The organism is Acidovorax sp. (assembly GCF_021287135.1).
Classification (GTDB): domain Bacteria; phylum Pseudomonadota; class Gammaproteobacteria; order Burkholderiales; family Burkholderiaceae_C; genus Acidovorax.
In genome coordinates this window covers 1-12,066 of record NZ_JAJTBB010000072.1, presented here as the reverse complement: position 1 = coordinate 12,066, position 12,066 = coordinate 1, and the positions used below count along the sequence as shown (strand labels likewise).

Annotated in this window: 11 protein-coding genes and 2 pseudogenes; 5 read left to right on the top strand and 8 right to left on the bottom strand. The window is 64.0% G+C overall.

The features are described from left to right. Window positions 1-136: 136 nt before the first annotated feature. From rarD to LWW96_RS16720, 3 genes and pseudogenes are all read right to left on the bottom strand, one after another. Window positions 137-1,021 carry an EamA family transporter RarD gene (rarD, locus tag LWW96_RS16730; RefSeq protein WP_291488982.1) on the bottom strand — a complete coding sequence of 295 codons (885 nt, stop codon included), beginning with the start codon at window positions 1,019-1,021 and terminating at the stop codon, window positions 137-139. Window positions 1,022-1,278: 257 nt separating this feature from the next. Continuing rightward, window positions 1,279-1,527: pseudogene (locus LWW96_RS16725) on the bottom strand (hypothetical protein); the annotation flags it as partial. A 33-nt stretch (window positions 1,528-1,560) separates the two neighbouring features. After that, complete coding sequence (locus tag LWW96_RS16720) at window positions 1,561-2,580, bottom strand: LacI family DNA-binding transcriptional regulator (RefSeq protein ID WP_291488980.1); 1,020 nt, start codon at window positions 2,578-2,580, stop codon at window positions 1,561-1,563. A 137-nt stretch (window positions 2,581-2,717) separates the two neighbouring features. On the opposite strand from LWW96_RS16720, the gene LWW96_RS16715 reads away from it, so the two are divergent. The 3 genes from LWW96_RS16715 to LWW96_RS16705 are packed head-to-tail and all read left to right on the top strand — an operon-like array spanning window position 2,718 to window position 5,182. Next, entirely contained in the window at window positions 2,718-3,560 is an 843-nt protein-coding gene (locus LWW96_RS16715; protein ID WP_291488978.1) for an SDR family oxidoreductase, read from the top strand. 42 nt (window positions 3,561-3,602) lie between these two features. Then, on the top strand, window positions 3,603-4,598 hold the full coding sequence (locus LWW96_RS16710) for a tripartite tricarboxylate transporter substrate binding protein (protein ID WP_291488976.1): 996 nt from the start codon (window positions 3,603-3,605) through the stop codon (window positions 4,596-4,598). Between the two features lie 56 nt (window positions 4,599-4,654). After that, a complete protein-coding gene (locus LWW96_RS16705) occupies window positions 4,655-5,182 on the top strand; it encodes a carboxymuconolactone decarboxylase family protein (protein WP_291488974.1) in 528 nt (175 codons plus the stop codon). Window positions 5,183-5,421: 239 nt separating this feature from the next. Here the strand turns inward: LWW96_RS16705 and LWW96_RS16700 are convergent, their stop codons facing one another. Then, window positions 5,422-6,363, bottom strand: a complete 942-nt coding sequence (locus LWW96_RS16700) for a GSU2403 family nucleotidyltransferase fold protein (RefSeq protein WP_291488972.1) — start codon at window positions 6,361-6,363, stop codon at window positions 5,422-5,424. Window positions 6,364-6,457: 94 nt separating this feature from the next. Next, a complete protein-coding gene (locus tag LWW96_RS16695) occupies window positions 6,458-7,585 on the bottom strand; it encodes a Fic family protein (protein WP_291488970.1) in 1,128 nt (375 codons plus the stop codon). 195 nt (window positions 7,586-7,780) lie between these two features. On the opposite strand from LWW96_RS16695, the gene LWW96_RS16690 reads away from it, so the two are divergent. Beyond that, window positions 7,781-9,190 (top strand): DUF2130 domain-containing protein, encoded by a 1,410-nt coding sequence (locus LWW96_RS16690; RefSeq protein WP_291488968.1) that lies wholly within the window; start codon window positions 7,781-7,783, stop codon window positions 9,188-9,190. Window positions 9,191-9,354: 164 nt separating this feature from the next. Here LWW96_RS16690 and LWW96_RS16685 read toward each other — a convergent pair whose 3' ends face one another. Beyond that, on the bottom strand, window positions 9,355-9,930 hold the full coding sequence (locus LWW96_RS16685) for a flavin reductase family protein (protein ID WP_291488966.1): 576 nt from the start codon (window positions 9,928-9,930) through the stop codon (window positions 9,355-9,357). Window positions 9,931-10,100: 170 nt separating this feature from the next. Between LWW96_RS16685 and LWW96_RS16680 the strand changes: the two genes are divergently transcribed. After that, window positions 10,101-10,496: a VOC family protein gene (locus LWW96_RS16680; RefSeq protein WP_291488965.1), complete on the top strand. Its 396-nt coding sequence runs from the start codon at window positions 10,101-10,103 to the stop codon at window positions 10,494-10,496. A gap of 5 nt (window positions 10,497-10,501) precedes the next feature. On the opposite strand, the gene LWW96_RS16675 is transcribed toward LWW96_RS16680, so the two are convergent. Beyond that, window positions 10,502-11,227, bottom strand: coding sequence for a hypothetical protein (locus tag LWW96_RS16675; RefSeq protein ID WP_291488963.1), 726 nt, complete (start codon window positions 11,225-11,227; stop codon window positions 10,502-10,504). Between the two features lie 70 nt (window positions 11,228-11,297). Beyond that, window positions 11,298-12,066: pseudogene (locus tag LWW96_RS16670) on the bottom strand (helix-turn-helix domain-containing protein); the annotation flags it as partial.

Here is a 12,066-nt window from a genome sequence, read left to right as displayed (position 1 = left end):
AGCGAAACGCGCGAAAACCGAGGATCGCGTGGTGCTACCGACAAGCCCAGGGTGGCCCCCTGGGCGCAGGAGGGAGTACCGCGCGAGACCGGTTTATCGCGCGTTGCAGCCGATGCTCCTTCTGCCGCGCAGACTCCTAGGCCGCGGCCCGCGTGGCCGCCATGCGGCGCCCCGCCCACAGCCCTTCCGCCGTGTACAGCGCCAGGGCCGCCCAGATCAGCACGAAGCCCTGGGCGCGCGGGCCGGCAAAGGCCTCGCCATACAGGAACACGCCCATCAGCGCCAGGATGGACGGGGTGATGTACTGCAGGATGCCCATGGTGGACAGCGGCACGCGCCGCGCACCGGCCGCAAACAGCAGCAGCGGGATGGCGGTGACGGGGCCGCTGAGCACGAAGAACAGCCAGGTGTGCGCATCGTGCGCGGGCAGCTCGCCAGTGTGGTTGCCCCACAGCAGCGCCACCAGCGCAAAGGGCGCCAGCAGCAGCGTCTCCAGCGACATGCCCTCCAGCGCGCCCAGCACGGCGACCTTGCGCATCAGGCCGTAGAAGCCGAAGGTCAGCGCAATCAGCAGCGCCAGCCAGGGCACATGGCCGGACTGCAGTGCCATCCACAGCACGCCGCTGGCGGCCAGCGCAAACGCCAGCCACTGCGCCTTGCGCGGGCGCTCGTGCAGGAAGACAAAGCCCAGCGCCACGTTGATGAGCGGCAGGATGAAGTAGCCCAGGCTGGCGTCCAGCACGTGGCCGTTGTTCACCGCCCAGATGTAGCTGAGCCAGTTGCCCGCCAGCAGCAGGGCCGAGACGGCGAACTTGCCCAGCAGCGCCGGGCTGCGGCGCACATCGCCCAGCCAGCTCCAGCGGCGCAGCACAGCCAGCACGATGAACACGAACACCAGCGACCACACCATGCGGTGCAGCACCACCTCCAGCGCGGACGCGGCCTGCAACTGCTTGAAGAACAGGGGGAACAGCCCCCACAGGGCATAGGCCGACAGGCCGTAGAGGACGCCGCTGGACATGGATGTGTGATCGAAAAAGAGAAGGGAACAGACAACGCGGAACAGCAGGGCGAAGCAAACGCTGCGGCGTTCCACCGGGGGCAGCACGGTACCACGGCGGCGCAGCGTGCGTGTGGGAGCGGCCCGGTGCGGCACCGGCCCCGCTGGCCCGCAGGAACCTGCAGGCGGGGCACAGCTCAAACGCTCATAAATTCATAGCTGCTTGCGCTTGCCAGTATTGGGCCAGCGGTCCAAACGGTCCAAACGGCCCAAACGGCTCAAACGCGGATCGGCGCCGCGCCCCGGCGCCGGACCCGCCAGTACAGGCCGCCCACGATGCACAGGTTCAGCAGGTTCCACCCCATGCCGTTGAGAAACGCCGCCTGGTAGCTGCCCGTCACGTCAAAGATCCAGCCCGACATCCAGCGGCTGGCGATGCCGCACGCCAGCATCAGCGACAGCATCTCGACCCCGCGCGCCCTGCCAAAGCCCAGGTCGGTGCAGTAGGCCACGATGTGCACCTGCGGCTGATATTCGCCCTTCGATTCGCACATGCAGGGTCAGTTGGGAACAGATCCGACAGACCCCCGATCAGTGAAGGCTACCGGCACTTTTTCAATACGTGCAGGCAACGCAGCGTTCTCCATGCGATCTCGAAGCATTTCAGCAGTGAGGGCTGCAACCCTAGCGCTGTCTACCGTGACCATTGATATGGCCGGATTGTTCTCGCGTGCGAACGGTGTATCCCCTATCGCAACGACGGAGATATCACGTGGAACACTCAGGTTGTTGAGCGCGATAGCCTGCATCACGCTTCCGAGCGCATAGGTGCCTTGAGCCAGCACCGCAGTCGGGCGATCAGACTGCTTCAAGAGCCGATCAAAGTCACTGAGAACGGAACTGATAGCTGATTGACCTTGAACAATCAGCCCATCTGGCAACGGCACTCCAGCTGCCTTGTAGGCGGCTCTGTACCCTTCCAGGCGGCGACGCACCGGACGATTTTTCGCGTTCCACAAGACAATCGAAATTCGGCGGTGTCCCAGGTCAAAGAGGCGGGCCATGCTCTCCCTCACGCCACCCGCGTGATCAAACAGAACGGTGTCTAGAGAGAGCCCGGAGATGTCTCGATCAAGGACTACAACGGGCATCGCAAGCGCAGAAAGGGCTGCCGCAATTTTCTCGTCCTTCTCATGGTCGGGCGCTGCGATCACCCCATCCATGCCTCTACGGGCGAACGTCTCTAACGTTTCCAGTTCGCGCTGCACGTCATTAAGACCATTGGCGAGCAACAGCATGTAGCCCTCCACGCGCAGACGCTCTTCCAAGGATCGGAAAAGGTTGGCATACAGCGGGTTCGCTACATCGGTGAACAGGCAGCCGATCGTCTTGCTCGCGCGCGAACGCAGCGACTGTGCCGTGTGGTTCGGGCGGTACCCCAGGATCTGGATCGCACGCTCCACTTTTTCTCGAGTTGCAATTGAAACGTTATCAACGCGATTGATGACGCGCGATGCGCTTCCAACAGAGACCCCTGCCAGCGCGGCCACATCACGTATATCAACTCCCTTTTTTCCCATCGCTCCTCCGCAATCAAGCCAAGAGATGATACCCGTCTCGCGTGCGACAGCTTCGGGAAAACGCCATGTTGAAACGTTTCATTTGACGGCATAGGATTCTTTTCGCTTAGTTGATTTCAACCACCTGGAGATTCCGAATGCCTGAACTGAATGCACAGCGTCAATGTTTCGAAGAGACCTATGGAGTGGCTGCCGCCGCTCGCCGTCTTGAGGGAAGGCGAATTCTGGTCGTGGGAGCCGGGCAGCGAGAGATCGACGATCCTGAGCCCCCCATCGGGAACGGCCGAGCCATTTCGGTTCTCTTTGGTCGAGAAGGTGCGAAGCTGACCTGCGCTGACATCTCAGAACCCGCCGTTGCAGAGACCTGTCGGCAAGTCAGAGAGACTGGTGCCGAGGTATTTTCCGATGTGGTGGATGTGGGAGTGGCCGATGCAATCGCTCCCGTTGTCGAGCGTGCTGCCCAACGTATGGACGGGTTGGACGGTTTGGTGATGGTGGTCGGAATATCAAGCAGCCTGTCCATTGCCAACCACACCGCCGAAGCATGGGATCGGGAACATGCCGTCAATGTGCGCAGCAACCTGCTCTTTGCGCAGCAAGCCATCAAACATATGGCGCCAGGCGGGTCCATCGTTTTGATCTCTTCCATTGCGGCGTTGCGCAATTCCAGTAGCAATCCGGCTTACGAAACCACCAAGGCTGCACAAGTTTCATTGGCCCGTTCAATTGCCATGGCAGGGCAGGAAAAGGGCATTCGCTGCAATTCGTTGCTGCCTGGCCTGATGGATACGCCCATGGGCCGTGCCGCGACAAAGAAGCGACCTTCGCGTCTAGCTTCCCCACTCCCCTTTGGACGCCAAGGAACAGGGTGGGAAGTGGCCTACGCCGCGCTATTTTTGACATCGCACGAATCAACTTTCGTGAATGCCCATGCCTTGGTGGTGGATGGCGGCTACGTTGCGGGAATCACGCTTTCATGAGCTAACGGTCCGCTGTTGTCCTTTGGTAAAGGAGAAACCACCATGCCTGAAATGAACCGTCGCCAAGCGATGGCTGCCGTGCTGAGCACAGCAGCCGCCACTTCAATGCTCTCACCCACCTCATCCATTGCTCAGCAGGAGTACCCGACCCGACCCATCAAACTGGTGCTCGGCTTTCCTCCTGGAGGTGCGGCAGATCTATCAGCTCGAAGAATCGGAGAGCAACTTGCCAGGCAATTGGGACAACCTGTCGTGGTGGAGAACAGACCGGGGGCTTCCGGCAATATTGCAGCAACCTACGTCGCGAGAAGTCAGCCCGATGGATATACCTTGTTTTACGGGTCGAATTCAACGCATGCAATGAATGTGAGCCTCTACTCGAAACTGGATTTTGACCCGGTGAAGGACTTTGAGCCCATCGTGCTCCAGGGGAAAACCTCGAACGTGCTGTCCGTTCACCCGGCGTATCCAGTGAAAAGTCTCAAGGAGTTCATCGATAAAGCGAAGGCAGAACCTGGCCGCATTTCAGTGGCCTCTGGTGGCAATGCCACTAGCCTTCACATGGCCCTTGAGTTGCTCAAGGAGACTGCTGAAATTGATCTGGTCCACATACCCTACAGAGGCAGCGCAGCGGCGGTGACCGACGTCATTGGCGGTCAGGTGCCTGCGATCATGGACAACGTCCCGTCATCGCTTCCGTTCATCAAGAGCGGGAAGCTGCGAGCTCTGGCAGTCACTTCAAGCACGCGCTTGGCACAGCTTCCGGATGTGCCAACCTTTGATGAACTGGGCCTGAAAGGCTATGAAGTGGCTGCCTGGGGCGCGTTTTGGGCCCCGGCAGGAACTCCCAGAGCGGTTATCGCAAGACTCAACAAAGAGATGAACATCGCGCTGAAGGACCCACAAGTGATGGCAGTCCTGTATGAAAGCGCAACGGTTCCGCAGGGTGGAACTCCTGAAGAGTTAGCGCTCTTTGCTCGGGAAGAGACAGCCAAGTGGGCTCGTGTCATTCGCCGCGCGGGCATCCGACTCGACTAGCACGGTCCGCACGCCCAATTACTCCCGACTTCGTTGCAACCAACCTCCTGAAAATCATGGCACGTATTCCTTATTTTGATCTGAACCAAGCCTCTCCCGCTATCAAGGACTTGGTCTCCTCCAGGCCGCCACTGAACATCTATCGCATGGTGGCCCACGGAGGACCAACGGCCGAAGGCTTCCTGACTCTTGGAACAGCACTCCTTCGAAAATCGGAGTTGAACCCCCAGCTACGAGAACTGGTCATTCTCCGGGTGGGCGCCCTTTGCGGCGCAGCTTATGAAGTCTTCCAGCACCGTCGCGTTGCAACGCACGAAGGCGTTTCAAGTGAAAAGATCGAAGCAGTTCTGAGCCGAACTGATACGGAGCCTGATTCCGAAATATTTACCCGCCTCGAGATGGATGCCCTGCGTTATACAGATGCAGTTGTTCGCCAAGTAAAAGCTCCCGTTGAACTTTTCCGGGCGCTGGAGGATTCACTTTCGCACAAACAGCTCGTTGAGATTACGACTCTCATTGGCTTCTACATGCTGGTGAGTCGATTTCTGGAGAACTTCGAGGTGGACATTGAAAGCCCAGTCTGAGCGTCCTTAGCTATCTCGAATTTGCCCCCCAACTTCCCAATGCTTCGTGGCCAGTTCGGCGCGTCATTTCGACCTGATCCTCCAAAGTGCTCAAAAATTGAAGCGTTGAGGAGTTTTCATCGGGACCAGCCGCTTTTTGAAGCGGCCTTTTTTTGCCGGCACAGTCGCAGAGCCCCGCATGGTGATGCAGCCAACTCATCTTCGAAGAATGATGTGCTGTGCGAGTTGCTAGCTTTTGATTAAATCTGTGGCAAATACTGCTCTACCAGCACCTGCACCGCATCGGCCTGCAACACGTCCCGCCGCCGCTTCAGCGGGTCGCGGTCAGGCTGCCCTGCCATCCACCGCTTGAACGCCACAAACGTGGCCGGGTGCACCGTGTTAATGCGGGCCATGGTGCCGTTGGTGGCAACGATGACGGCAGAAAAACCCGGCGAGTCCAGCAGCACGCTGGCGCGGCGGGGCTGGGCCACCCAGAAGTCTTCGTCGGCGTCGCTGAGCTTGATGGGGTGGGGGTCGTCGTCGGTGCGCACGCGGCGGATGATGTCCACCTCAAAGCCGTCTTTGTTCACGGCGGTGTACTTTTGGCTTTGCCTGATGCGAAAGGTGGGGTCTACTTTTTTCAGTACGCCCAGCATGGAGCTGTCTACCCTGGCAAGTTGGGTGGAGAAGATGATGCGTTTACGGGTGTCCCACAGCAAGTCAATGTCCCGCGTGGCGAGTGCGTCTGCCTCTAGCCGCACCCCGGCGGCGGCCTCGTAGGCGTAGAGGGCGTGGGTGCCTACCACCCGAAAATGTTCGCTCAGGTGGGTGCTGGCCAGGCGGTTGAGCAGCGCCACCACCAGCGGGTCCACCCTGCCGACCCGCAGCGCACGGTTCAGGCGTTGTTGCTGGTCCAGCGCGGCTTTCAGGCCGGTCAGTCGTTCGGTGCTGGCCTGCTTTCTTTGCATGAATTTGTCGTAGATGGCCTGTGTCTCAGGCGTGCGGGGGCCCAGGCTGGTTTCGGCCCCGGTGGGCGAGGTGCGCACCAGGTATTTCGATTCGGGCGCTGACGCTGGCCCCGCGTGCCAGTACATCCCCCCGCGCACCTGGGCGGCTTCTTCGGTGGCTTCGGCCAATGCGTCGAACACGGCAACGGCGTCGATGTACTGGCGGGTGATCGCAGGGCTGAGTTCGAGCATTTCGGTATATTTTGTGTTTTTGAATTTTTTACCGAAAAATGAATAATGACAATAAGTTAAGTTGGTTTTTTGTCCGTTTTTTTGCGGCGGCCGTCTATTTCACCAAGATGTAGGCGGTATTCCGCCCGCCACCTTCCAGCCGCGCCAGCACGCCCCGGGCCAACAGGTCGTTGATGTCGCGCAGCGCCGTATCGGGTGAGCATTTGGCCATTGCTGCCCACTTGGCGTTGGTCAGCTTGCCTTCCATGCCGTCCAGCACGCGGTTCAGCACCAGCGTTTGGCGGGCGTTCATGGGCGTGCCCGCCCAGCGTTGCCAGAACTGGGCTTTGTCCAGCACGCCCGCCAGTGTGGCGTCTGTGCCCTGCACGGCGCGCAGCAGGCAGCCCAGAAACCAGTGCAGCCACGGGGTCACGTCCAGCGGACCTTTCTGGGTGGCTTCTAGCTGGTCGTAATAGTCTTTGCGCTCGCGCTGAATTTGGGCGCTGAAGCTGTAAAAGCGTTGATGCGCTCCCTCTGCGCGTGCCAGGGCCATATCGCCCACGGCGCGGCTCAAGCGGCCGTTGCCGTCGTCAAAGGGGTGCAGGGTGACCAGCCACAGGTGGGCCAGCCCGGCCTTGATGAGGGCGTCGCCCACCGGGGCGGCTTCAAACCAGTCAAAAAAGGCCTGGGCTTGCGCGGGCAGGGTGGCGGCGGGTGGGGCTTCAAAGTGCACTTTCTCCCTCCCCACGGGGCCAGACACCACTTGCATGGGGCCGCTGGCATCGTTGCGCCAACCCGCTACGGTGATGCGCATGCGCCCGCTGTAGCCGGTGGGGAACAGCGCCGCGTGCCAACCAAACAGGCGCTCGGCGGTCAGGGGCTGGTCAAAGTTGCGGGTGGCGTCCAGCACCACGTCCACCACGCCGTCCACATGCCGGTCGCTGGGGCCCAGGGCTCCAATATCGAGCCCCAGCTTGCGGGCTACGGAGGAGCGCACGGCGTCCAGGTCCAGCCGCTCGCCCTCAATGGCGCTGGTGGTGATGACTTCCTGCGTCAGCACTTGCAGGGTGGCCTGGTCGCGCTGCGCCAGCCCCAGCTCTGCCATGCGCCCGGCCAGCATGCCCTGTGCGCGGTGCACTTGCGCCAGTGGTGCGGCCAGCGCGGCGGCATCAAAACTCATGTGTGGCCAATCGGGCAACTGCCAGATGTAGCGCGGCGTGCGGGTGGGGCGAGGGGGGCGCATGCGGTGATTATGGATGTAATTCACCGCAAATTGTGCGGCGAATAGATGTGCTTTTCGCCGCACAACTGTCGCCGCAGAAAGGCTGACGAAATGGCATCCCCCGCCTGAGCTAGCGCTGCGTGCAGCGCGCCACATGGCATTGCCTGGTGGCCGCTATGCTCCCCACCCAACGAAACACGACTCACGGTACCCGCCATGCACGACATCATCTGCCCCCACTGCAACAAGGCGTTCAAGATCGACGAAACCGGGTATGCCGACATCCTCAAGCAGGTGCGCGACGCGGATTTCGCCGCGCAGCTGCATGAGCGGCTGGAGCTGGCCGAGCAGGACAAGCGCAATGCCGTGGCGCTGGCGCAAGCCCAGGTGGCCAATGAGCTGCAGAAGGCAGCGGCCGCCAAGGACGCGCAGATCCAGGCACTGAAGGCGCAGCTGGATGCGGGCGCGGTGGAGCGCGATCTGGCGGTGGCGCAGGCGCTGGGCGCGGTGGAGAAGCAGCGCGACGCGCTGGCGAACGAGCTGGAGCGCTCACGGCAGGCGCAGCTCACCGCGGCCCAGCTGGCCGAGGCGCGGATGGCGCAGGAGCTGCAGGGCGTGGCCGCCCGCAAGGATGCGGAGATTCAGCAGCTCAAGGCGCAGCTGGAGGCCGGCGAGGTGGCGCGCAGGCTGGCCGTGACCGAGGCGGTCACGGTGGTGGCCCGCGAGCGCGACGAACTCAAGAACGACCTGAACCTGGTGGTGGTGAAGCAGCAGCTGGAAGAGGCCGCCATCAAGGAGCAGTACGCCCTGCAGCTGCGCGACCGCGACGGGGAGATTGCGCGGCTGCGGGACATGAAGGCGCGCCTGTCGACCAAGATGGTGGGCGAGACGCTGGAGCAGCACTGCGAGACGGAGTTCAACCGCATCCGCGCCACGGCTTTTGCGCGCGCGTATTTCGAGAAGGACAACGACGCGCGCAGCGGCAGCAAGGGCGACTACATCTTTCGCGACGTGGACGAGGCGGGCCACGAGATCGTCTCGATCATGTTCGAGATGAAGAACGAGAACGACGAGACCGCCACCAAGAAGCGCAACGAAGACTTTTTGAAAGAGCTGGACAAGGACCGCAACGAAAAGGGCTGCGAATACGCGGTGCTGGTGTCGCTGCTGGAGCCCGAGAGCGAGCTGTACAACACCGGCATCGTGGACGTGTTCTACCGCTACCCCAAGATGTACGTGGTGCGGCCGCAGTTCTTCATCCCCATCATCACGCTGCTGCGCAACGCCGCCCTGAAGTCGCTGCAATACAAATCGGAGCTGGCCTTGGTGAAGGCGCAGAACCTGGACATCACCAAGTTCGAATCGCAGCTGGAAGAGTTCAAGGGCGCCTTTGGCCGCAACTGGCGGCTGGCGTCGGATGGGTTCGAGGAGGCCGTCAGGCGCATTGACGAGGCCATCAAGGACCTGGAGAAGACCAAGGAGGCGCTGCACAAGTCGGCCAACAACCTGCGCCTGGCCAACGACAAGGCGGAAGACCTCACCATCAAGAAGCTCACGCGCGGCAACCCGACGATGGCGGCCAAGTTTGCGGAGCTCAAGCAGGTGGGGCTTTTGGACGGGGAGTGAGCGGGGGGTTGCGCCCCGTCACGGCGGGGCAACAACTCCTATTTTCATAGCTGCCTGCGCTTGTCCCGTAAGCGCTTGAGGCACATTTAGCTTGAAGATTCGCAGCGCCCCAAAGTCACCGTGCCCAGGGGCCGCACGGGGCCTGGCGGCGCCAAGGTGTCGGCTCACACCTTGACTGAAGCCCCCGTGGCATAGAACTGTCCGCCCGCCACGTAGTGCAGCGTGCGCAGCGCATCCGGTGCGCTGTCGAACTCCCAGTGCCCGTGGCGGAACACGCGGTCGTCCGCCCAGGCGGCCACCACTTCGCCGATGAACAGGTCGTAGGCCTGCTGGTTGTGCGGTTCAGGGATGACGCGGCACAGCAGCCAGGCGGCGCAGCCTTGCACCAGCGGGGTGTCAGGGTAGCCCGGCGCGTCGAACCACTGCACGCCATGGCGCGCGGCCTTGTCGGGCTGCGTGTGGGCGCTGTCGGTGCCCACGCCGACGGTCATCGCGGCCTGGGCCACGGTGGGCAGCTGCAGGGCGAACGCGCCGCTGGCTTCCACCAGCGCGCGCGTGCGTGTGGCCTTGTCCAGCACCACCGTGACCTTGGGCGGCGCAAAGTCCAGCACACAGGCCCAGGCGGCGGCCATCACATTGCGCTGGCCTGCGTGCGCGGCGGAGACGAGCACGGTGGGGCCGTGGTTGAGCAGGCGATACGCCTTGTCGAGCGGAACGGGAGTGAAGTGTTCGGGGGTCATGCGCAGGGAGCCAAAAATCAGGGACGCGCGGCGGTGTGCCGCCCCGCGATGATGCGCCAGGTCCCGGGCCGTGCCGTTGCTGCTGCGCACCGCGGCGACACCGGTGGCAGGCGCAGCCCCGTAACATCAGCGCCCTTTGGCTTTGGTTTTTTCAAAGGAGACAAGCAGCCATGTTCAGCCATGTGATGGTCGGGGTGAACGACCTGGAGGTTTCGCGCAAGTTCTATGACGCCGTGCTGGGCACGCTGGGCGTGCCGCCCGGCGTGGCCAACAAGAACCGCTATTTCTACCGCAGCCCCACGGGCACATTTGCGATTTCCACGCCCATCAATGGCGAGGCCGCGTGCCATGGCAACGGCAGCACCATCGGCTTCGTGGCCGCGTCGCCGGAGCAGGCCGATGCCTTCCATGCGGCGGGCGTGGCCCACGGCGGCGTGAGCTGCGAAGACCCGCCCGGCTACCGCGAGGGCCCCACGGGCCGGCTGTACCTGGCCTATGTGCGCGACCCCGACGGCAACAAGCTGTGCGTGCTGCACCGGCCGCCCAAGCCGGCCGCGGCGCAGTAGCACCTTCAGGCTGCGCGGCGCGGCCGCCGCACGGCGCGCACCTTGCCGCTGCCGCCGCCTCCGCAATAGAACAGGTCTGCGCCGTCGGACTCCAGCCCGCTCACGCCCACGCCGGGCGGCATGTCCAGCTGCTGCAGCACGGCGCCGCTCGCGGGGTCGATGTGGCGCAGGCTGCTTTCATCACCCTCCCAGGTGCCGTGCCACAGCTCGCCGTCCACCCACGTCACGCCGGTCACGAAGCGGTCGGACTCGATGGTGCGGCGAATGGCCCCCGTGGCGGGGTCGATCTGGTGGATCTTGCGGCCCTGGTACTGCCCTACCCACAGGCTGCCTTCGGCCCAGGTCAGGCCCGAGTCGCTGCCGCCGCCCGGCGCGGGGAGGGTGGCCAGCACCTGGCCCGTGGCGGGGTCGATCTTGTCGATGCGGGCCTCGGCAATCTGGTAGAGGTGGGTGCCGTCGAACGCGGTGCCCGCGTCGCACACCACGTCCAGCGTGCGGGTGGTGGCGCCGCTGGCGGGGTCAAAACCCACCAGGTGTTCGCCCGTGGCGGCCCACACGCGCTGGCCGTCATGCGTGACGCCGTGGACCGCGCTGGCGCCGCCGAACGGGCCGTATTCGCGCACCACCTGGGCGGGCTGGCGCGCCGCAACCGGGAGGTGCTTGCGTGCGGGCGGGGTGTCGGCAAGCGCGGTGGCGCAAGCGGTGTCGTGGGGCGCTGTGGCGGTGGTCATCTCGGTAGCTCCTGGTGGAATGCCCGGTGCACGCCGATGGAGGATGGGTGCGTTGGGCGGTGAGGCCACTTTAGGGATTTGGCGGCGCGGCAGGGAGTAACAAGATCGTCGTGAATCCCACCAGCGGCGCAGCCACCCAGCGGCGCGCGCGGGCCTGGCCCACGGCGCGCACCTGGCCGCCGTCCTCCAGCGCGGCCAGCGCGCGCTGCACGGTGCGCTGGCTGTCGCCAAGGGCCAGCGCGAGGGCCGATGTGGACCAGGCCGCGCCGTCGGCCAGCAGGGCCAGCAAGGCGCCTTCCTCCCCTTCCACCGGCGGGGCCAGCACGGCCACGTCGCGCCCGCCCTGGGGGCGCAGCGCAAAGCCGCGCGCCGTGGCCTCCACGCCGGCCAGGGGCGCGATGAGCTTGCGCAGGCGGCCCATCTCCACGCGCAGGCGGGCGCGGTGGGTTTCATCGGGGTGGCGGGTGCGGAACACCGTGGCGATCAGCGCCTCGCGGTCCGCATCGCCGGGCCAGGCCTGGGCCAGCGCGCGCAGCAGGGCAAACAGCACGGGGCGGCGCGCCAGAGGCACCGCAGCGTCGCCCGCATGCAGGGTGTGTCGGCAGGCGTCGACCACCAGCGTGCGGCCGGATGCCCGCAGCGCGGCCACGTCCTGCAGCCGCAGCGGCTGTTCGCCCCCCGGCCCCAGCAGGCGCGCGGCGGGCTGGCCCAGCAGCGCGCGGGCGCGGGCCACCTCGGCCTGCAGGGCCGGCAGGCCGGCGTGCTGCGCGGCCCGCCCGGCCTGCTGCAAGGCGGCCTGGGCGGCATCGGCCTGCAGCGCGCGCAGGGCCAGCTCGGCG

Excerpts from the sequence above, each read along its gene's own strand:
- LWW96_RS16690 (WP_291488968.1), top strand. The coding sequence starts at position 7,781 with ATGCACGACATCATCTGCCCCCACTGCAACAAGGCGTTCAAGATCGAC.
- LWW96_RS16715 (WP_291488978.1), top strand. The coding sequence starts at position 2,718 with ATGCCTGAACTGAATGCACAGCGTCAATGTTTCGAAGAGACCTATGGA.
- LWW96_RS16710 (WP_291488976.1), top strand. The coding sequence starts at position 3,603 with ATGCCTGAAATGAACCGTCGCCAAGCGATGGCTGCCGTGCTGAGCACA.
- LWW96_RS16720 (WP_291488980.1), bottom strand. The coding sequence starts at position 2,580 with ATGGGAAAAAAGGGAGTTGATATACGTGATGTGGCCGCGCTGGCAGGG.
- LWW96_RS16675 (WP_291488963.1), bottom strand. The coding sequence starts at position 11,227 with ATGACCACCGCCACAGCGCCCCACGACACCGCTTGCGCCACCGCGCTT.
- LWW96_RS16700 (WP_291488972.1), bottom strand. The coding sequence starts at position 6,363 with ATGCTCGAACTCAGCCCTGCGATCACCCGCCAGTACATCGACGCCGTT.
- LWW96_RS16685 (WP_291488966.1), bottom strand. The coding sequence starts at position 9,930 with ATGACCCCCGAACACTTCACTCCCGTTCCGCTCGACAAGGCGTATCGC.
- rarD (WP_291488982.1), bottom strand. The coding sequence starts at position 1,021 with ATGTCCAGCGGCGTCCTCTACGGCCTGTCGGCCTATGCCCTGTGGGGG.
- LWW96_RS16695 (WP_291488970.1), bottom strand. The coding sequence starts at position 7,585 with ATGCGCCCCCCTCGCCCCACCCGCACGCCGCGCTACATCTGGCAGTTG.
- LWW96_RS16680 (WP_291488965.1), top strand. The coding sequence starts at position 10,101 with ATGTTCAGCCATGTGATGGTCGGGGTGAACGACCTGGAGGTTTCGCGC.
- LWW96_RS16705 (WP_291488974.1), top strand. The coding sequence starts at position 4,655 with ATGGCACGTATTCCTTATTTTGATCTGAACCAAGCCTCTCCCGCTATC.